The organism is Mesorhizobium sp. M0751, from assembly GCF_040320265.1.
Classification (GTDB): domain Bacteria; phylum Pseudomonadota; class Alphaproteobacteria; order Rhizobiales; family Rhizobiaceae; genus Mesorhizobium.
Genome location: NZ_JAMYPH010000007.1, coordinates 1 through 20149, shown reverse-complemented (window position 1 = coordinate 20149; position 20149 = coordinate 1). Strand labels below are relative to the sequence as shown.

20 protein-coding genes are annotated in these 20149 nt (G+C 63.4%); 10 read left to right on the top strand and 10 right to left on the bottom strand.

Annotated elements, in window-relative coordinates; genetic code table 11:
* Window positions 1–7: 7 nt before the first annotated feature.
* The 3 genes from NKI19_RS13295 to NKI19_RS13285 are packed head-to-tail and all read right to left on the bottom strand — an operon-like array spanning window position 8 to window position 2378.
* Window positions 8–544, bottom strand: coding sequence for a Smr/MutS family protein (locus tag NKI19_RS13295; RefSeq protein ID WP_352565545.1), 537 nt, complete (start codon window positions 542–544; stop codon window positions 8–10).
* Window positions 541–1647: a murein transglycosylase A gene (gene mltA, locus NKI19_RS13290; protein ID WP_352565547.1), complete on the bottom strand. Its 1107-nt coding sequence runs from the start codon at window positions 1645–1647 to the stop codon at window positions 541–543. Before mltA ends, NKI19_RS13295 begins: the two co-directional genes overlap by 4 nt.
* Before the next feature lie 23 nt (window positions 1648–1670).
* Window positions 1671–2378, bottom strand: a complete 708-nt coding sequence (locus NKI19_RS13285; protein ID WP_352565549.1) for a Tim44/TimA family putative adaptor protein — start codon at window positions 2376–2378, stop codon at window positions 1671–1673.
* 199 nt (window positions 2379–2577) lie between these two features.
* Here NKI19_RS13285 and NKI19_RS13280 point away from each other — a divergent pair, with 199 nt between their 5' ends.
* The gene (locus NKI19_RS13280) at window positions 2578–3069 is read left to right on the top strand and encodes an FxsA family protein (protein WP_352565551.1); all 492 of its coding nucleotides are present in this window, start codon (window positions 2578–2580) and stop codon (window positions 3067–3069) included.
* 113 nt (window positions 3070–3182) lie between these two features.
* Window positions 3183–3680 (top strand): protein-export chaperone SecB, encoded by a 498-nt coding sequence (gene secB, locus NKI19_RS13275; protein WP_352565552.1) that lies wholly within the window; start codon window positions 3183–3185, stop codon window positions 3678–3680.
* A gap of 185 nt (window positions 3681–3865) precedes the next feature.
* On the opposite strand, the gene dnaQ is transcribed toward secB, so the two are convergent.
* From dnaQ to NKI19_RS13250, 5 genes are all read right to left on the bottom strand, one after another.
* The gene (gene dnaQ, locus NKI19_RS13270; protein WP_352565554.1) at window positions 3866–4585 is read right to left on the bottom strand and encodes a DNA polymerase III subunit epsilon; all 720 of its coding nucleotides are present in this window, start codon (window positions 4583–4585) and stop codon (window positions 3866–3868) included.
* 86 nt (window positions 4586–4671) lie between these two features.
* Complete coding sequence (coaE, locus tag NKI19_RS13265; RefSeq protein ID WP_352565556.1) at window positions 4672–5274, bottom strand: dephospho-CoA kinase; 603 nt, start codon at window positions 5272–5274, stop codon at window positions 4672–4674.
* A complete protein-coding gene (locus tag NKI19_RS13260; protein WP_352565558.1) occupies window positions 5271–6116 on the bottom strand; it encodes a shikimate dehydrogenase in 846 nt (281 codons plus the stop codon). The genes coaE and NKI19_RS13260 overlap by 4 nt, the downstream gene beginning before the upstream one ends.
* On the bottom strand, window positions 6109–6708 hold the full coding sequence (locus NKI19_RS13255; protein ID WP_352565559.1) for a Maf-like protein: 600 nt from the start codon (window positions 6706–6708) through the stop codon (window positions 6109–6111). Before NKI19_RS13255 ends, NKI19_RS13260 begins: the two co-directional genes overlap by 8 nt.
* A 170-nt stretch (window positions 6709–6878) precedes the next feature.
* Window positions 6879–7697, bottom strand: coding sequence for a pyruvate, water dikinase regulatory protein (locus NKI19_RS13250; RefSeq protein WP_352458816.1), 819 nt, complete (start codon window positions 7695–7697; stop codon window positions 6879–6881).
* Between the two features lie 401 nt (window positions 7698–8098).
* Between NKI19_RS13250 and hemE the strand changes: the two genes are divergently transcribed.
* The 3 genes from hemE (at window position 8099) to rho (ending at window position 11107) form a co-directional block, all read left to right on the top strand.
* Window positions 8099–9127: a uroporphyrinogen decarboxylase gene (hemE, locus tag NKI19_RS13245; protein ID WP_352565561.1), complete on the top strand. Its 1029-nt coding sequence runs from the start codon at window positions 8099–8101 to the stop codon at window positions 9125–9127.
* Between the two features lie 2 nt (window positions 9128–9129).
* On the top strand, window positions 9130–9675 hold the full coding sequence (gene hemJ, locus NKI19_RS13240; protein WP_502899286.1) for a protoporphyrinogen oxidase HemJ: 546 nt from the start codon (window positions 9130–9132) through the stop codon (window positions 9673–9675).
* Window positions 9676–9841: 166 nt separating this feature from the next.
* Entirely contained in the window at window positions 9842–11107 is a 1266-nt protein-coding gene (gene rho, locus NKI19_RS13235) for a transcription termination factor Rho (RefSeq protein ID WP_023675925.1), read from the top strand.
* A gap of 173 nt (window positions 11108–11280) precedes the next feature.
* Here the strand turns inward: rho and NKI19_RS13230 are convergent, their stop codons facing one another.
* Window positions 11281–13296: a thioredoxin domain-containing protein gene (locus NKI19_RS13230; protein ID WP_352565562.1), complete on the bottom strand. Its 2016-nt coding sequence runs from the start codon at window positions 13294–13296 to the stop codon at window positions 11281–11283.
* A 60-nt stretch (window positions 13297–13356) separates the two neighbouring features.
* Between NKI19_RS13230 and mnmE the strand changes: the two genes are divergently transcribed.
* From mnmE to NKI19_RS13205, 5 genes are all read left to right on the top strand, one after another.
* Window positions 13357–14685, top strand: a complete 1329-nt coding sequence (gene mnmE, locus NKI19_RS13225; protein WP_352491253.1) for a tRNA uridine-5-carboxymethylaminomethyl(34) synthesis GTPase MnmE — start codon at window positions 13357–13359, stop codon at window positions 14683–14685.
* 325 nt (window positions 14686–15010) lie between these two features.
* On the top strand, window positions 15011–16885 hold the full coding sequence (gene mnmG, locus NKI19_RS13220; RefSeq protein ID WP_352565563.1) for a tRNA uridine-5-carboxymethylaminomethyl(34) synthesis enzyme MnmG: 1875 nt from the start codon (window positions 15011–15013) through the stop codon (window positions 16883–16885).
* Complete coding sequence (gene rsmG / locus NKI19_RS13215) at window positions 16882–17523, top strand: 16S rRNA (guanine(527)-N(7))-methyltransferase RsmG (RefSeq protein WP_352565565.1); 642 nt, start codon at window positions 16882–16884, stop codon at window positions 17521–17523. Before mnmG ends, rsmG begins: the two co-directional genes overlap by 4 nt.
* A 33-nt stretch (window positions 17524–17556) precedes the next feature.
* Window positions 17557–18357 carry a ParA family protein gene (locus tag NKI19_RS13210; RefSeq protein WP_084642633.1) on the top strand — a complete coding sequence of 267 codons (801 nt, stop codon included), beginning with the start codon at window positions 17557–17559 and terminating at the stop codon, window positions 18355–18357.
* A 40-nt stretch (window positions 18358–18397) separates the two neighbouring features.
* Window positions 18398–19279 carry a ParB/RepB/Spo0J family partition protein gene (locus NKI19_RS13205; protein WP_352565567.1) on the top strand — a complete coding sequence of 294 codons (882 nt, stop codon included), beginning with the start codon at window positions 18398–18400 and terminating at the stop codon, window positions 19277–19279.
* 296 nt (window positions 19280–19575) lie between these two features.
* Here the strand turns inward: NKI19_RS13205 and NKI19_RS13200 are convergent.
* A partial coding sequence (locus NKI19_RS13200; protein WP_352951142.1) for an integrase core domain-containing protein occupies window positions 19576–20149 on the bottom strand: 574 nt, incomplete at its 5' end.

The following is a 20149-nucleotide window of genomic DNA, read 5'->3' as shown; positions in this document are numbered from 1 at the left end:
GCGTCCCTCATGGGCGCGCCCGCCGCAAGCGGACATAGAGCGCACCCGAGCCGCCATGTTTGCGGGCTGCATGGTCGTGGCTGGAGACGAGGGGCCGGAACGCGGGTGTCGACAGCCACGACGGCACGGCGCGCCGCAAGACGCCATCACCGCCCGAGGAAGAGCCCTTGCCGGTGATCACCAGGACGTAGCGGATGCCGCCGGCATGCGCCCGGCGCAGAAAGGAAAACAGCAGCGAATAGGCTTCATCCTGGGTCAGGCCATGCAGGTCGACGCGGCCCTCGATCGGCAGCCGACCCTTCGACAGCTTGTCCAGCATCGGTTCGTCGAGTGCGTGGGAGACATGCTGCGCCTTCGGCTTGGCGGCCGTCGCAGGATTGCCCGCGAGCTGTGCCGGCGGCGGCGTCTGCCTGGTCTCGTCGATCTCCGGCCCGACGTCTGGAATTTCGACGGCGATTTTGCCCTTCAGCGGCTTTGCCGTGCGCGCCACCAGGTTCCACAGCACCCGGTCGTCCTCGCTCAGCCTGTCGATGCGGCGGGTCATCGGCCTGCTCCTGCAACCAGCGACCGGGGGATCAGCGCATAAAAATCTGCGGCGTTGCGGACAACGCCGGCGATCTCGCCGGCCGCATCGCCCGACCCGGCAAACAGATCGCCGCGGGCCGGCCCGGTGATCGCCGAGCCGGTGTCCTGCGCGATCATCAGCCGCCGGAACGGTTTCCCGTCGAAGGCGGTCAGCGACGGCGCGTCGATATGGAAGGGCATGCCGAACGTGTGCAGCAGCCGGTCGACGGCGATCGAGCGGCCGGGTGTCAGCGGCACCTTGGCGGCAGCGATAGGGCCGAGCTCCCGGTCGTCGACGCCCATCTCGCGGAAGAAGATATAGGAGCGGTTGCGCCAAAGCATCTCGTCGACGCGTTCCGGATGCGCCTTGAACCAGGCACGGATCGACTGCATCGTCACCTTCTCCAGCGGGATCTCGCCTTCCTCGCTCAGGATCTTGCCCGGCCCGGTAAAGCGCTGGCCGGATTTGGCGGCATAGGTGATGCGGCGAAGCCTGCCGTCGGTCATGTTGAGCCGTGCCGCGCCCTGCACGTGAATGAAGAAGGCGTCGACCTTGTCGGCGAGCCAGGCGATTTCCAGCCCTTTTCCCGCAAGCGCGCCGCGTTCGATCTCGCCGCGGTCGAAATATTCGACCGGGCCGTTCGGCGTCGCACGAGCGAAGGCGAGATAGGGATCCAGGCCGGAAGGACGATTGCCGTCATCGATGTCGACAAGGTCGGCCGGGCGCGACAGCAACGGCACCAAAAACCGTTGCGTGCGCACCGGCGAGGCTTCGACCTCCGGTTCATAAAAGCCGGTTACCAGGCCAGGACCACCATCTTCGGCATCGATACGGGCCGGAACGAAATGGCGCTCGAAAAAGCTTCGGGCCCGCAACCGATTCGCCGGCGAAACGGTGCGCGCTTCCGCATAGGCGTCGGCAAAGCCGTTGTAATCGACGCCGAGCGCGCCGGAGCGGTAGGGTTTGGTCAGGATATGAAAGGCCGAGCGACGAAAGGCGTCAAAGGCAGGGAGATGGTCGTCCTCGCCCCAGCCCGGCAATTCGCCAAAGGATTTTTCGCTGAAAGCTCCAGAAAGCGACACGACAGCCCCCGCCGCCGTCCAGTTCAGTCTTCTTCTTCGGTGGCGACGAGCTTCCAGTTCGGATCGCGCGAGCGCGTGTCGCGGGCGAAGGTCCAGACGTCCTTGACCTCGGCGACGGTCTCGGGATCGCCGTCGATGACGGCGCCGGCCTTGTCGCGGGTCGCCGAAATCAGCTCGCTGACGATGCGCAGCGTGATGTGCGCCTCGCTGCCCTTCATCTCGGCCGAAACAATGTCGGCCTTGTCGATGCCGACGAAGGAGGACTGGATCTTTTCGGCTTTCGCCTCACGGTCGCCGATGGCCGCGACGAAGCCGTCATAGACCTCGCGCGACAAAAGGTTCTTCAAGGTTTTGCGGTCGCCATCGGCGTAGGCCATGACGATCATCTCATAGGCCATCTTGGCGCCGTCGACGAAGGTCTTCGGATCGAAGGTCGGATCATTGTCCTTGATCGCCCGCAGGCCCCGGTTGAGATCGGTGTCGGGCTTGGCAAAGGCATCGATCGCCACATAGGCGTCGGCCGACGGCTCTCCCGCCAGCCGCTTGCGCGGCAGCGAAACCACGTTCTCGGGTTTCTGGGCGGCATCCTTGTCGTTTTTGCGCGCTGCCGTATATGGATCGAAGGGCGGGCGCTCATTGCCCGTGCGTCGGCCAAGCACGTTGCGCAGCTGGAAAAAGATCACCACCGCCGCAATCAGAAAGAAAATCGTGCCGAAGTCGAAGAAGCCCATATCTTGCGCCAATCAATCCCTGCTTTGGCCGGACCAGCGGCCAAGCAAGGGCCGCGATCACATAGCGTTCAGTATCCAAAGCATATAGAACGCATGGCGCAATCATTCAAATCAAAGGCAGCCATACCTATCTAACAGCTCTGGTGCCAGCGGCGATTGCTCGCCGGCCGGCAAAACATCGAAAACGATCGGTCAAGATTTGCGTATCCCGCTGCTTCCCCTGTTCATTCTCGCGCTTCCGCTGCTGGAGATAGCCGGTTTCGTCATTGTCGGCCGCCAGGTCGGCGCGCTGGCGACAGTTGGCTTGGTGCTGGCCTCGAGTGTCGCCGGCGCCCTGCTGCTGCGGCACCAGGGCTTTGGCGTCATGGCCAGGGTCCGTGCCGAAATGGATGCCGGGCGTGACCCGAGCGGCCAGCTTGCGCATGGCGCCATGATCGTGCTGGCAGCGATCCTTTTGATCATCCCCGGCTTCATCTCGGATATTTTCGGCATTCTGCTGTTCCTGCCGCCAGTGCGCGATCTTGCCTGGCGGATGCTGAAAGGCCGCATCGTGCTGGCAACCGATTTCAGCGGTGGTTTGCGGGCAAGGCAACGCGGCAAGACCATCGATCTCGACGACGGCGACTATTCGCGCGCCGACGATCATACGCGCGGACCGGATTCTCCCTGGCGCCGCCTCAAGGACGAGTAGCCGCAAGGCAACCGGCGTCTTTTGCAAACTTGTCTTGTCGTGCCGGCCATGATAGCGAACGCCCGAATTTCAATCCGGTCAGCAACGCTGCCCAGGCAAAAGGACCACAGCTTATGGCCAGCAACGACGACGCGCCGACCGGCGCAGCCAACGGTAATGGAAATGCGGCGCAGCCTTCGCTCAACGTGCTCGCGCAATATGTGAAGGACCTGTCCTTTGAAAGCCCCGGCGCCCCGAACTCGTTGCGCGGCCGCGACAAGGCTCCGGGCATCGCCATCAATGTCAACGTCAACGCCAACCCGCTTTCGGACAAGCAGTTCGACGTCAATTTGACGCTGAACGCAAAAGCGTCGTTCGACCAGGAAGTGCTGTTCAACGTCGAGCTGGTCTATGGCGGCGTCTTCTCCATCAGCGGCTTCCCGCAGGAGCACATGCTGCCGATCCTGTTCATCGAATGCCCGCGGCTGCTGTTCCCGTTCGCCCGGCAGATCATTGCCGAGGCAACACGCAATGGCGGCTTCCCGCCGCTGATGCTCGACCCGATCGATTTCGCGCAGATGTTCCAGCAGAAGCTGGCCGAGGACCAGGCTGCCGCCGTCAAGGTGAGCTGAAGCTGGCGTCACTCCGTCGTTGAAAAGCCCGGCCTCGCGCCGGGTTTTTTGTTTGAGACGCCGGCGGGACAGGCTGTGCTCTCATCGGGACGGAACGCCGGTGACTCCTCTTCAGTGGCAAATCGCGAAGCTTGGCGACTTTCCACCGAACGGGACTATCGACGTTAGCTGCCGATCGGCAATAACTATGCCGCGGAACTCGCTTCCGGGGCGACGCGTAGCCAGAGCGCCTTTTCGCCCAATGTGCCAACCATGCCTGCGTGTGCTGCGCGCTCGGCGTCGGTCAGGCGCGACGGCAAGGCGATCGGCCGCACACCGATCGAAATATCGATGTCGTCGACATTCTGTCGTCCGCCCGCCGGCGCCATGATGCTGTCGAGGATGAGGCTGGCCTGCTTGCCGCCGATAAGCTCGATATAGACCTCGGCCAGCAATTCCGAATCGAGTAGCGCGCCGTGCTTGGTGCGACGGCCATTGTCGATGCCATAGCGGCGGCAGAGCGCGTCGAGCGAATTGGGGCCCATCGGATGCTTGCGGCGCGCCAGCGCCAGCGTGTCGACGATCCGTCCCGGATCGATGGCCGGATGGCCAAGCCGGCCGAATTCGAGATTGAGGAAGCCGATGTCGAAGCCGGCATTGTGCGCGACAAGCTTGGCGCCGTCGATGAAGGCCAGAAACTCCTCGGCGATCTCCATGAAAGTCGGCTTGCCCTGAAGATCGGCGGCGCTGATGCCGTGCACGGCCTGCGCCTCGTGATGGATCTGGCGACCTTGCGGGTTGATATATTTGTGGAAGGTTCGGCCGGTCGGGAAGCGGTTGACCAACTCGACGCCGCCAAGCTCGATGACGCGGTCCTCGCGCGTGTCGAGGCCGGTGGTTTCCGTATCGAAGATGATCTCACGCATCGAATCAGTCCACTGGTTCCGGCATCATTCTAGCCGAATCACACCCGGAACAAAATGGCAACAAGTAATTGCGAGCTGCAAGCCTATTAACCAGGCCTGGCTGCCTTATCCACGACTAGTTCGGCAATGATGGCCTTGACGGCCGCGCGAGCGGCGTCAAAGCCTTGACCGGTGTCGATGACGAAGTCGGCGCGACGGCGCTTTTCGGCGTCAGGAACCTGCCTGGCCAGAATCGACGCCAGTTTCTCCTCGTTCATGCCCGGCCGCGCCAGCACGCGGGCCTGCTGGATCTCGGGCGGCGCGGTGACGACCACGACCTTGTCGACGCGGTTCCGGCCGCCGGTCTCGAACAGCAGCGGTATATCGAGCACGGCAAGCGGCGCGCCGGCGGCACGATTTTCAGCCAGGAACGCATCGGCATCGGCACGGACCAGCGGATGGATGATAGCTTCCAGCCGTTTCAGGGCGGCGCCGTCGCCGAGCACCCGCTCCGCCAGCTTTGTGCGATCGACCGCACCGGATCGGGTAGTCCCGGGAAAGGCCGCCTCGACCAAGGGCGCGGCCTTGCCGGCATAAAGCCGATGCACCGCCTCGTCGGAATCATGGACCGGCACGCCGGCTTCGGCAAACATCTTGGCCGTGGTCGACTTGCCCATGCCGATCGATCCGGTGAGGCCGAGCACGATCATTTTATCGCGCCGATATCGGCAATGATCATTTGCCGCAGTTCGGCTGTGACTTCTGGCCTGATGCCGAACCAGCGCTCGAAGCCGGGCACCGCCTGGTGCAGCAGCATGCCGAGCCCGTCGACGGTTCTCAGGCCGCGCGCCTTGGCCGCGGCAAGCAGCGGCGTCTCCAGCGGCACGTAGACGATGTCGGTGACGATGGCGCGGTCCGGCAGTCTGTCCGGATCGGCGGACAGGCCTTCATTGCCATGCATGCCGAGGGCTGTCGTGTTGACCAGCAGGCCGGCATCCCCAAGCAATTCGCCGGTCTCCGCCAAGCCGTGGGCGGAGACGCCTGCACCGAAGCGGTCGCGCAGCTCCTGCGCCCTCGCAAGCGTTCGGTTGACGATGCGGATGTCGCTGACGCCGCGTTGCTTCAGCGCATGAATAACCGCGCGAGCGGCGCCGCCGGCGCCGAGCACCACGGCGGGGCCGTTGGCCGCCGCCCAGCCCGGTGCATACTCGTCCAGATTGGCGGCAAAGCCATGCGCATCGGTATTGCCGCCGCACAATTCGCCATCCTCGAACCACAGTGTATTGACCGCACCGATCTGTTCGGCCGCGTCGTCGCGGCGCGCCACCAGTGCGAAGGCGGCTTCCTTGTGCGGGATGGTGACGTTGCCGCCGCGATAACCTTGTGCCTGCAGCGTCTGCAGGAATTCGGCAAACGCTTCTGGTGCAACGTCGATGGCCTCGTAGACGCCGTCGATGCCGTATTTCGCCAGCCAGTAGGCGTGGATCTTCGGGGATCTGGAATGCGCGATCGGGTGGCCGGTGACGAAGGCTTTTTTCGAGGCCTCAGCCATCGATCGCCCCGAGCTCGCGCAGCTTGGCCAGCACCGGCAAAAGCGGCAGGCCGACAATGGTAAAATAGTCGCCTTCGATTTTTTCGAACAGCTGGATGCCTTCACCTTCGATCTGGTAGGCGCCGACGCTGGACAACGCCTTGGCGCCGACGCGCGCCAGATGGCGGCCGATGAAGGCCGGATCGAGCTTGCGCATGGTCAGGCTGGCGATGCCGACATGCCGCCACGGGACCTGGCCGTCACGGGCGAGCACGACGGCGCTGTTGAGGTGATGCGTCTTGCCGGACAGCGCCAGCAGATGACGGCGCGCCCCTTCCATGTCGGCCGGCTTGTGGAACAGCTCGTCGCCGAGCGACAGCGTCTGGTCGCAGCCGAGCACCAGGGCGCCGGGCTTGCGCTCACTGACGTCGGTGGCCTTAGCTTCGGCGAGCACCAGGGCGACGTCCTCCGGCGACACGCCGCTATTCTGCAGCGGCGCCTCGAGCGCGCGCTCATCGACAGAAGCCGGAACCGCTTCGACAGTGACGCCGGCATTGACGAGCAGCGCCTTGCGGAACGGGCTGCCCGAGGCAAGGATGATTTTTTCGGCCATTTTTTTCGCCCGTTTCCTAGCGCTCACTAGGGTGTGTCAAGATTCAGGTCAGGCCGAGCCGAAAATGGTGGCTTCCGAGAACCGGAGCGGAGCGTACTTTTCGTACGTGAGCACCGGAAGCGCAGGAAGCCGCCGTTTGCAGGCCGGCATCACCTGAATATCAACACGCCCTAGCGCGTCTTGCCGCGCAGGGCAACGATCGCCGCCGCCGTCTCCTCGATCGAACGGCGGCTGACGTCGATCATCGGCCAGCCATGCCGCGTGCATATCTGGCGGGCATAGGTGAGCTCTTCGGCGATCGCGGCGCGGTCGACATAATCGGTCGGCTCATAGGCGCTGGTGCCGAGAATGCGGTTCTGCCGGACTTGTGAGATGCGTTCGGCGGTGGCGACCAGGCCGACGATCAGCGGCCTCCTGGCATTGACCAGGCTTTCGGGCACCGGCACGCCGAGCACGATCGGAATGTTGGCGGTCTTGATGCCGCGATTGGCGAGATAGATGCTGGTCGGCGTCTTCGAAGTGCGGGAGATGCCGACAAGCACGATATCGGCATCGTCCATATTGGCCGGCAGCTGGCCGTCATCATGCTCCATGGTGAAATTGAGCGCGTCGATGCGGCGAAAATATTCAGCGTCCAGCACATGCTGGGCGCCGACGCGGCGGCCGGCCGGCGTGCCGAGATAGGACTGGAACACCGTCAGCACCGGCTCCAGCACCGAGACGCAAGGTAGGCCCATCGCCGCGCAGCGTTCGTCGATGCCACGGGCAAGCTTCTGGTCGACCACCGTGTAGAGGATGATGCCCGGCTCCTCCTCGATGTCCTCGAACACCTTCGTCACCTGCTTTTCGGTGCGGATGAGCGGGTAGATATGTTCGATGGCGCGCGCATCCTTGTATTGCGCGGAAGCCGCGCGGCCGGCTGCCAGCAGCGTTTCGCCGGTGGCGTCGGAAATCAGGTGAAGGTGAAAGAAGCTCTGCGGTTTGTTCACAGGATACATTCCAGGCTGTGGGCCGATGTGGATAAGCCGGGCGGAAAACTCGGCCACCGCGAAGCGACTGTATCAGATGCCGGTTTGTCCACAATTCGATGTGCTGTCGGCTTCTCCAGGCGGTTGGGGACAAGTCCGGGGACGGAGCTTTTTGCCTTCGCTTCGTCCACAGCGGCAATTTCCCCGGCCTGGCGGCAACGCATTGACTCCAGTCGTAAATTCCCGACTTTCCCCAAAGTCCTGCAATCCCGTTGGAGAAGCGCGCGACAATATGCTGGCTGGTCTTTTCCAAGGCAAAGCGGGACAGGAGACAACCACCACAACCAACAGACTCTTAGAATCATAAGATTCCTAAAAATAGAATATTTAATTATAGAGAAGCCTGGAAAGGCGAGCGCTCAATGCCTCAAGACCGGATCGTGCTGGACGTGTTGAGAGGCAAGGCGGCGTTTCCGCCACCGGTCTGGATGATGCGCCAGGCCGGACGCTATCTGCCGGAATACCGGGAGACGAGGAGACGGGCCGGATCATTCCTCGATCTTTGCTACGACCCGGATCTCGCTGTCGAAGTGACGCTGCAGCCGATCGAACGCTTCGGCTTCGATGCATCGATCCTGTTTTCCGACATCCTTGTCGTGCCGCATGCGCTTGGCCGCGACGTGCGCTTCGAGGAAGGACGCGGCCCGCTGCTGACGCCGATCACGGCTGTGGAAATTGCGGCTCTCGACGGCGAAGCGTTTCACGTGAATCTCGAGCCGGTCTACGAGACGGTGCGGCGGTTGCGCGCCAGACTGCCTGATGAAACGACGCTGATCGGCTTCTGCGGTGCGCCCTGGACGGTGGCGACCTATATGATTGCCGGCCATGGCACGCCCGACCAGTCACCGGCCAGGCTGTTCGCCTATCGCGAGCCGGCGGCCTTTCTTCGGCTGCTGAAGGTGCTCGCCGATCATTCGGCTGCCTATCTGATCCGGCAGATCGAAGCCGGCGCCGACGTGGTGCAGATCTTCGATTCATGGTCCGGCGTGCTCGACGAAGCGTCTTTCGAGTTGTTCTGCGTCGAGCCGGTGGCCGAGATCGTCCGGCAAGTGAAGGCTGTCCATCCCAATGTTCCGATCATCGGCTTTCCCAAGGGTGCCGGAGATCACTATCGAAGCTATCGCCAGAAGACCGGCGTGACCGGGCTAGGCCTCGACTGGACCGTGCCCTTGTCGACGGCGAAGGAATTGCAGCGTGACGGCGCCGTGCAGGGCAATCTCGATCCGCTGCGGCTTGTAGCCGGCGGCAAGGCGCTTGCCGACGGCGTAGCGGCGATCCTGGAGGCGCTGGGCGACGGGCCGCTGATCTTCAACCTCGGCCACGGCATCACGCCGGAGACGCCGCTGGCGCATGTCGAGCAGATGGTCAAACTGGTGCGGGGCGCATCGTGACGATGATGGGCGCAGACAATGCGAACAGCACCAACAGTGGTCGAGGGGCGATGCGCCGCGCGGCAATTGCGATCGCCGTCTTCCTGATGCTGGCCGGGCTGCTGTTTCTCTTCGGCCCCGATGATTTCTATCCCTGGGCGAAGGCGATCCATGTGATTGCCGTCATCTCCTGGATGGCGGGCATGCTCTATCTGCCGCGCCTGCTGGTCTATCATGCCGATGCGGAAAAAGGCTCCGTCCAGTCGGAGACTTTCAAGGTGATGGAGCGCCGCCTGCTGCGCGGCATCATCAATCCGGCAATGGTGATCACCTGGGCATTCGGCCTGTGGCTTGCCTGGAAAGGCTTTGGTTTTCAAGGCGGCTGGCTGCATGCCAAGATCGCCGCGGTGGTTGGCCTGTCGGCCGTGCACGGCTATCTCGCCGGCGCCGTCCGGAAATTTGCCGAAGACCGCAATGAAAAATCGGCAAGGCACTGGCGGATCGTCAATGAGATCCCTACATTGCTGATGATCGTCATCGTCGTCCTGGTTATCGTGAAACCGTTCTGACGTCTTCGGTTGCCCGCAAAAGGCGGCTTGCTCTTTCAACCGACCGACGATAAAAGACGGGTCTTCCTTCCCGTCATGCGCCGCCCATTTATCGCTTCGGCCGCGCCCGGCATTTGTCGCATCCCGCCGATATTTTTCCCAAAGCTTACTCAGAGTCCGTCTAATGATGCAAGAAATGAAACTCACAGAGTTCAAGAACAAGAAACCACCAGAGCTGATCGCTTATGCGGAATCGCTCGAGGTCGAGAACGCCAGCGTCATGCGCAAGCAGGAGCTGATGTTCGCGATCCTGAAGAGACTGGCGACCCAGGATATCGAGATCATCGGCGACGGCGTCGTCGAAGTGCTGCAGGACGGTTTTGGTTTCCTGCGCTCCGCCAATGCCAACTATTTGCCAGGCCCCGACGACATCTATATTTCACCGTCGCAGATCCGACGGTTCTCGCTGAAGACCGGCGATACGGTCGAAGGGCCGATCCGCAGCCCGAAAGAGGGCGAGCGCTATTTTGCGCTGCTCAAGGTCAACACGATCAATTTCGACGACCCGGAAAAAATCCGCCACAAGATCCATTTCGACAATCTGACGCCGCTTTATCCGACCTCACGGCTGAAAATGGAAATGGAGGTTCCGACCTCCAAGGACATTTCGGCGCGCGTCATCGACCTGGTGGCGCCGCTCGGCAAGGGCCAGCGCGCGCTTATCGTGGCGCAGCCGCGCACCGGCAAGACGGTGCTGCTGCAGAACATCGCGCATTCGATCACCACCAACCATCCGGAATGCTATTTGATCGTGCTTCTGATCGACGAGCGGCCGGAGGAAGTCACCGACATGCAGCGCTCGGTGAAGGGCGAGGTCGTCTCCTCGACCTTCGACGAGCCGGCGGTGCGCCACGTCCAGGTTGCCGAAATGGTCATCGAAAAAGCCAAGCGCCTCGTAGAGCACGGCCGTGACGTCGTCATCCTGCTGGATTCGATCACCCGCCTCGGCCGCGCCTACAACACCGTCGTGCCGTCATCCGGCAAGGTGCTGACCGGTGGTGTCGATGCCAACGCGCTGCAGCGGCCGAAGCGCTTCTTCGGTGCTGCCCGCAATATCGAGGAAGGCGGCTCGCTGACCATCATCGCCACGGCGCTGATCGACACCGGCAGCCGCATGGACGAGGTCATCTTCGAAGAGTTCAAGGGCACCGGCAATTCGGAAATCGTGCTCGACCGCAAGGTGGCGGACAAGCGCATCTATCCGGCCATGGACATCCTCAAATCCGGCACCCGCAAGGAGGACCTTCTGGTTCCGCGCCAGGACCTGCAGAAGATCTTCGTGCTGCGCCGCATCCTGGCGCCTATGGGAACGACCGACGCCATCGAGTTCCTCATCGACAAGCTCAAGCAGACCAAGACGAACGCGGATTTCTTCGATTCGATGAATACGTAAGGTTGCGGGCCTTCTCCCCCTTGTGGAGAAGGTGGCCGAGCGAAGCTCGGTCGGATGAGGGGTGCTCCAGCTTGGCAACGACGGCACTCCGTCCAACACCCCTCATCCGTCTCGGCGCTACGCGCCAATCCACCTTCTCCCACAAGGGGAGAAGAGAAAGGGCGCCAGGTCCATCACCGCCGCAATAACCCTTCCAGCTCTTCAGCTTCCATTATCACCGGCAGGCAGACCTGCCCGGTGCACAGCCAGGCGCCGGGCTCGGCCGTTGGCGGCAGGACGCCGCCCGGCAAGGCCGGCAGATTTGTCGCCGCGCCAACAGGCACGACGATGTCCACCCGACGGGGGTCCGGATTTCGATTCGCAACCGGAACAAGCCTTGGATTCTTGGGTCTATCCACGATCACCAGTTTCAGCGGTTCAAGCGCCAAGGCACAGGCATTGACTATACCCGCCTGGCCATAGCCCTGGTGCTCCGCCCGCCCGCCCGCATGCTCTGCGACTGTCCAGGCTTTTACCCAGAGATCGAGATCGCCCGAAAGCGACGACAATCGGACCAGGGCTTCGATGATCTGGCCGGTAGCGGAAGGAATGGCTTCGTCGACATCGCCGCGGATGCGGACCGGCACGTCGGTGCTGTCGGATGCGGTCAGATAGTAACCGGTTTTGTCGGTGTCCTGATGCCAGAGATCGAGTTGCCCAATGAATTTCCTGGCATGGGCGATGTAATCCGGACTGCCGGTCGCCTCGAACAGCGAGATGGCGGCATTGGCGATGGCGGCATAGTCGCTCGACAGAGCCGGAAACAGCTTCTTTGCGCCGAGCATCGAATGCGGCAGGCGGCCGTCACGTCCAGCAGCCGCAATGGCGGCAAAGGCCGCTGCTGCCGCTTCGATCCAGGCGGATCGGCCAAGCGACCGTCCGGCCTCGGCAAGGACTGCGATCATCAAGCCGTTCCAGTCGGTCAGGGCCTTGCCGTCACGCCCGGGCCGAACGCGCTGTTCCCTCGCTGCCAGCAGCCTTTGCTTGAGCGGAACCAGAAGGGCACGATCGACGACGCTCTGCGCCTGTTGAGCATCAGTCTGGCAAATGATCGGCTTGCCTTCCCAGCCATGCGGGCCGGCAAGTGTGAAGTATTTGAAAAACAATGCTGAATCGTCGCCGAGGGCGGCTTCGATTTCATCCGTGCTCCAGGTGTAGAACAACCCCTCCTCGCCCTCGCTATCGGCATCGAGGCTGGCGGCAAAGGCATCGCCCTCGACCCGCATTTCGCGCAACAGCCAGGCAATCGTCTCTTCGATTCGCAGCCGGAACAATTCCCTGCCGGTTGACGCATAGGCCCAATTGCACAAGCGGATGAGCTGGGCATTGTCGTAGAGCATTTTTTCGAAATGCGGGACCAGCCATTCGGCGTCGGTCGAGTAGCGGCTGAGTCCGCCGCCAATATGGTCATAGATGCCGCCGGCCAGCATCTTTTCGAGGCTGAGGAGAACGGCGTCGCGGTGGGATGCGGTGCCGTCGCGTAGCCAGGAGAGCCAGAGGCTCTGCATGAAGGGCGCGTTGGGGAATTTCGGCGCACCGCGCAGACCGCCCAAATCGCGGTCGATCAAGCCGTCAATGCCGTTGGCGAGGTTCGCCAGCATGCCGCGGTCGAGCACGGCCTTGCCATGGCTGCCCGCCAGCCGCGTCTCGACATGCGTAGTCAAGCCGTCGGCACTTTGGTTAACGCTTTCTTTCTTCTCCCGCCAAGCCTTGTCGACCGCCTCCAGCACCTGGACGAAGCCTGGCCGGCCGTAGCGGGCCTCGCGCGGAAAGTAAGTGCCGCCCCAGAACGGTTTGCCGTCCGGCGTCAGGAACATGGTCAGCGGCCAGCCGCCTTGCTCGCCCATTGAGGACAGCGCCGCCATGTAGATCTGGTCGATGTCGGGGCGCTCCTCGCGGTCGACCTTGATATTGACGAAGAGACGGTTCATGACGGCGGCAACGACGTCGTTCTCGAAGCTCTCATGCGCCATGACGTGGCACCAGTGGCACGCGGCGTAGCCGACAGAGAGCAGGATCGGACGCTGCAGCGCCTTTGCTTCGGCCAAAGCGGCGGGCGACCATGGCCGCCAGTGCACCGGATTGCCGCTGTGCTGCTGCAGATAGGGGCTGGCCTCTTCGGCAAGCAGGTTTTGTGCAGGCAATGTCAACGGCGCTACTCGATGGCGGATTGAACAGGCATAGCTAGGGCGCTTCGGCAGAGCGGGCAAATGATTTCAAAAGACTCCATCGTGGCGCTGTCGAGCGGGCGCCTGCCGGCCGGCATTGCCGTGATCCGGATTTCGGGGCCGCAGAGTCGATTCGCTATCGAAACGATTGCCGGATCGACGGTGCCGAACCGCGTGGCCACCTATCGCAAGCTCCGGGCGCCCGACGGATCGGTGCTGGACAGCGGCCTGGTCGTCTTCTTTGCCGGTCCCGACAGTTTTACCGGCGAGGACGTTGCAGAGTTCCATGTGCATGGCGGGCGCGCCGTCGTGGCGAAGATGCTGGAAACCATCGCATCCTTCGACAGCGTCAGGCATGCCGAGCCTGGCGAATTCACCCGCCGCGCCTTTCTCAACGGCAAGCTCGACCTGGTCGAGACCGAGGCGCTGGCCGATCTCATCAACGCCGAAACCGAGGCGCAGCGGCGCTTTGCCGTGCACAACGCCGAAGGCGTGCAGAGCGACCTCTATCTGGGCTGGCGTCGACGGCTGATCCACGCCCGCGCGATGATCGAGGCCGAGATCGACTTTGCCGACGAGGATGACGTGCCGGGCTCGGTCGCCGATACGGTCTGGTCGGATGTCCGGGCGATGATCGAGGAAATAGAGCGCCATGTCGCCGGCTTCCGCGCTGCCGAAATCATTCGCGACGGGTTCGAAGTCGTGATCCTCGGCGCGCCGAATGCCGGCAAGTCCAGCCTGTTCAACGCGCTGGCGCGGCGCGAAGCGGCCATCGTCACCGACGAGCCCGGCACGACCCGCGACCTGCTCGAGGTGGTCCTGGACCTGGAAGGGGTGCGGGTCAGGGTGACCGACACCGCCGGCCTGCGCGAGGCGCCCGGCAAGATCGAGGCGATCGGCATCGAGAAGGCCAGGACCAAGGCGCACAGTGCGGATCTGCTGTTGCTGCTGGAGGATATGGCGGAGCCAGTCGCGATCGGTGCGCTGCCGGGCGACATGCCGGCGCTGAGGGTCGGAACAAAAATTGACCTGTTGGGGGGCAAGTCACCCTCGCCCGCCTCGCACTATGATTTCGCTATCTCGACGCTGGACGGCACCGGTCTGGCCGAATTGCTGGCGGAGATCGGCCATCGCGCCGCGGCGCAGATCGGCCAGGCCGGCGATATCCTGCCGTCTCGGCTGCGGCACGTCGAGCTGCTCAACGAGACGAAACGCTTTCTGGTCGCGGCTGTCACGGGGGGCGAGCGCGGCCAGGAACTGCGGGCCGAGGAACTGCGCCTGGCGGCGGATCGGCTCGGACGAATCGTCGGGGCGGTCGATGCCGAGGACATGCTCGATGTGATTTTTTCGCAGTTCTGTATTGGGAAATGACTCACGTGAAACATTTGGGAAGCAGCACACCGGCGGTGATTCACGTGAAACACGGCGCAGGAGTAGGGGTGGGTACTGTTTCACGTGAAACGATCCCGCTCGTGCGTCTCCCCTTCTGTGGGAGAAGGTGGCCGAGGCTCGGTCGGATGAGGGGCGCTCCAGCTTGGCCCTCACGGCACTCCGTCCAACACCCCTCAACCGTCTTGGCGCTGCGCGCCAATCCACCTTCTCCCACAAGGGGAGAAGGAGAGGACAGCGCCCTCTGTCCTTGACAGCGCGTGCCTCCGGGGACATGTGTCGGTCCACTTGAATTCGGGATTCTGAAATGACCAATCACTATGATGTGGTCGTGGTGGGCGGCGGTCATGCTGGGTGCGAGGCGGCCAGCGCCGCTGCGCGGGCTGGCGCCAGGACCGCGCTGGTGACGCTGCGCTTCGACACGATCGGCGTGATGTCCTGCAATCCGGCGATCGGCGGCCTCGGCAAGGGCCATCTGGTTCGTGAGATCGATGCCATGGACGGGCTGATGGGGCGCGTCGCCGATGCGGCCGGCATCCAGTTCCGCCTGCTCAACCGCCGCAAAGGGCCGGCGGTGCGTGGTCCGCGAACGCAGGCCGACCGGAAACTCTATCGGCTCGCCATGCAAGCGGCGATTCGCCAGCAGGCCGGCCTCGATGTCGTCGAGGGCGAGGTGCTGGATTTCGAAATCAACGACGGATGCATCGCGGCGGTGCTGCTGGCGGACGGAAGCAGGTTCGCCTGCGGCGCCGTGGTGCTGACGACCGGCACTTTCTTGCGCGGGCTGATCCATATTGGCGAGAAGAAGATCGTCGCCGGCCGCATGAACGAACAGGCGAGCATCGGCCTGTCGGCGACGATGAGCCGCGCCGGCTTCAAACTTGGGCGGCTGAAGACCGGCACGCCGCCGCGGCTGGATGGCAGGACAATCGATTGGGCGTCACTGGAGAGCCAGGCGGCGGACGAAGATCCCGTGCCGTTCTCGCTGCTCACCGAGCGCATCGAAAACCCGCAGATCCATTGCGGCATCACCCGCACGACTAATGCCACGCATGAGCTGATTCGCGCCAATCTCGGCCGCTCGGCCATGTATTCGGGGTCAATCGAAGGCGTCGGGCCGCGCTACTGCCCGTCGATCGAAGACAAGATCGTCAAGTTCGGCGACCGCGAAGGCCACCAGATCTTTCTGGAGCCGGAAGGGCTGGACGACGACACGGTATACCCGAACGGCATCTCGACCTCGCTGCCGGAAGACGTGCAGCTCGACATGCTGATGACCATTCCGGGGCTGGAGCGGGCAACCATGCTGCAGCCGGGCTATGCCATCGAGTATGACCATGTCGACCCGCGCGAGCTCAAGCCAACGCTGGAGACCAGGCGGATCGCCGGGCTTTTCCTCGCCGGCCAGATCAACGGCACAACGGGCTACGAGGAAGCCGGCGCGCAAGGGCTGCTTGCCGGCTTGAATGCAGCGCGCAAGGCGTCGGCGAGCGACGAAATCGTGCTGAGCCGCACCCAAGCCTATATCGGCGTGATGGTCGACGATCTGACCAGCCGCGGCATCGCCGAACCGTACCGCATGTTCACCTCGCGGGCCGAGTTCCGGCTGTCGCTGCGAGCCGACAACGCCGATGAGCGGCTGACGCCGCTGGCGATAAGGCTGGGGATCGCCTCGCCGGGGCGGATGCAGCGGTTCAACAATGTCGTGCAAGGCCTTGAGAAGGCGCGACAGCTCGCCCTCGGCACCACCATGACACCCAATGAGGCGGCGCGCCATGGGCTCGAGATCAACCGGGACGGCGTCCGTCGCTCGGCCTATGAGTTGCTGGCCTATCCCGGCGTCGACATCGCCTGGCTGGCGCGCATCGAGCCGGCTTTCGCGGCGATCGACAGCAAAACGGCCGAACGTCTTGAAACGGAAGCCAAATATTCTGTCTATCTCGACCGCCAGCAGGCCGATGTTTCGCAGATCAGGCATGAGGAGAGCCGGCTTATTCCGGAGTCGCTCGACTTTGCTTCAGTTCCCGGCCTGTCGAACGAGTTGAAGCAGAAGATGCTGGCACGCCAGCCGCGCTCCATTGCCGATGCGCAACGCATGGAAGGCATGACGCCGGCGGCGCTGGCGATTATTGTCGCGCATGTGCGCAATGCCGAGGCGGCCGCGCGAAAGCAGGTCGCGTGAGCGCTGCGTCCTGGGCGAGCCTGCAAGCGGCAGCGGGCCCGGTTTCACGTGAAACATTCGATCGTCTGGTCGAGTTCGAGGCCGTCTTCCAGAAATGGAACCGCCGGATCAATCTCGTCGCGCAATCGACGCAGGACGATGTCTGGCGCCGCCACATCCTCGACAGCGCGCAGCTGGCGCGAATCAAACCAGACGCGAAGCGCTGGGTCGATCTCGGCTCGGGCGGCGGGTTTCCCGGCCTCGTGCTGGCGTTTTTGCTTGCCGAGCGGGAAGGCGCCGGTATCGACCTGGTTGAAAGCAACCGCAAAAAAGCATCGTTCCTGCAAGCAGTCGTCGGACAGTTCAGCCTGCCCGCCAAGGTCATCGCGCGCCGCATCGACGACAGCTATCTCCTTGTTCCTGCACCGCAAATCGTCACAGCCAGGGCACTCGCCTCGCTGTCCGACTTGCTCGACCTGGCGGCACCGTGGCTGACCAAGGGGGCGCGCGGCCTGTTTCACAAAGGCCGGGATTACCGCGCCGAAGTGGCAGAAAGCGCTCAACGATGGTCTTTCGATCTGGTAGAACATGCCAGTGCAACCGATGCGCAGGGCGTCATTCTCGAAGTATCCGACTTGCGACAGCACCCTGGCTTGTGACCGGCGACCCCAATGAATTTCTGGCATAGACCCATGATGAAGAACGGCCCCCGAATCATCACCGTCGCCAACCAGAAGGGCGGCGTCGGCAAGACGACAACGGCAATCAATCTGGCCACCGCGCTGGCGGCCATAGGCGAACAGGTGCTGATCGTCGACCTCGACCCGCAGGGCAATGCCAGCACCGGGCTCGGCATCGACCGGCGCGACCGCACCGTCTCGTCCTATGATGTGCTGACCGGCGAGCTCGATCTCGAAGCGGCGGCGATCCCGACGGCGGTGCCAGGCCTGTCGATCGTACCGTCGACGCTCGACTTGCTCGGTATCGAGATGGAAATCGCCTCGGCGCCGGATCGGGTTCTGCGGCTGCGCAACGCGCTGCGGGCCTCGGCCGAGCGCTCGGCCAATTTCGGCTATGTGCTGATCGATTGCCCGCCCTCGCTCAATCTGCTGACACTGAATTCGATGGCCGCGGCCGATTCGGTGTTGGTGCCGCTGCAGTGCGAGTTTTTCGCGCTGGAGGGCCTGAGTCAGCTTTTGGAGACGGTCGAGCAGGTGCGCCGGTCGATCAACCCCGACCTGACGATCCAGGGCATCGTGCTGACTATGTTCGACGGGCGCAACAATCTCGCCAACCAGGTGGTGCAGGATGTCCGGGCCCATATGGGCGACAAGGTCTATGAAACCGTCATCCCGCGCAATGTCCGCGTTTCCGAGGCGCCGTCCTATGGCAAGCCGGCGATTCTCTACGACCTCAAATGCTCGGGCAGCCAGGCCTATCTGCAGCTTGCTTCGGAAGTGATCCGTCGCGAGCGCAAATTGCGGGCCGCCTGAACGATAAGCCGATTCGACACCGAAACGATCTGGACGGACGATGAACGAAGACCCTTCGAGAAAAAGACTGGGACGGGGACTGGCGGCGCTGATCGGCGAAATCGATCGCCCGGCGGCACCGGAAAAGCCCGGGCTGGCGGCCGACGGCAAGGTGCCGATCGAGTTCCTCAGTCCCAACCCGAAGAACCCGCGCCGGCATTTTGGCGATGCCGATCTGACCGACCTCGCCCAGTCGATCCGCGAGCATGGCGTGGTGCAGCCGGTGGTGGCGCGGCCGTCGAAAACGCAGTCGGGCCGCTACGAGATCATCGCCGGCGAGCGTCGCTGGCGCGCGGCGCAACGCGCCGGGCTGACCGAAATCCCGATCATCGTGCGCGACGTCAACGACCGCACGGCGCTAGAGCTGGCGATCATCGAAAACGTCCAGCGCACCGATCTCAACCCGGTCGAGGAAGCGCTGGGCTACCAGCAGCTGATCGACGACCACGGCTATACCCAGGCCGATCTTGGCCAGGTGATCGGCAAGAGCCGCAGCCATGTCGCCAATACGCTGAGACTGCTCAAGCTGCCCGACGTCATTCGCGACATGCTGGTCGACGGCGCGCTCTCGGCCGGCCACGCCCGCACCCTGGTGACGGCCGACGACCCGGCCGGGCTCGCCAAGCGGATCATCGACGAGGGGCTGTCGGTGCGCCAGGCCGAAGCCTTGGCGCAGATGCCGGTCGGCGCGCCGGCGGCAAAGCGCCAGCCCGCTCCCCCGCCGCAAAAGGATGCCGACACGCTGGCGCTGGAAAAATTGATGACCAATACGATTGGCATGTTCGTCACGATCGAGCACAACCAGCGCGGCGGCGTGATCAGCGTCGCCTACCGGACGCTGGAGCAGCTCGACGAGCTTTGCCGAAGGCTGAAGCGGGAGTAGTGGGTTGCCAAAAGTCTAGGCCGTTAGCCGGCAAACAAAGCGTGGCTGCCGCCGCGCCGGTGATTGGCGAAATCGTCGAAGTAGTTAATCTCCCCCCTTGAGGGGGAGATGGCCGGCAGGCCAGAAGGGGTCGTCTCACATCAAGCGCCCACGTCGTCAGTCGTCGCGGAAGGGGCTGGTGTTCCACGCGCTGCGACCCCCTCTGTCGCCTTCGGCGACATCTCCCCCGCAAGGGGGTGTTTGGACCGGGGACATCGCGAACAGGTGTGCGGGGACATCGCGAACAGTTTGCCATCCTATCTTTGGCTTGCGTTGAGGTCGATGGTCTGGATTTTCTGGTGGCGGAAGTAGGCATCGAAGACGCCATCGGTTTCGGTTGGGCGGAAGGCGACGGCTTTGCCGGCAAAAGCCTTGCAGATATTGACGGCGTGCCCGAACAGCGAGGTTGTGCCTTTCTGCTGGATTTTGCGGACCTGGTCGCCGGGCGCGTATTCGAACGGCTGGACGGCATCGGCGAAGTCGCGCGTCGAGGCACGATAGCGCTCGAGCGGCACAGCGTCGGCAATGGCCTGATGCGGCCGCTCGGTGTTGTAGATGTGGCGCCATGCGTCGAAAGCGCGCTGCGCCGCCTGCAAGCTGTCGAAGGGCGGGCCCTGCAGCGCCTCGGCCTTGAGCGTGCGGTGGAACCGCTCCTCCTTGCCCAGCGTCTGTGGGTGGCAGGGTCTGGAATGGCTGACCGACATGCCGTTCTCGATCAGCCAGACGCCGAGCATGGTGAAGTTGTTGCGGCCGCCATCGCCCCAGGGCGGGCCGTTGTCGGTGGCGATGCGCCACGGCAGGCCATAGCGCCGGAAGGCCGCAATCAGGCGG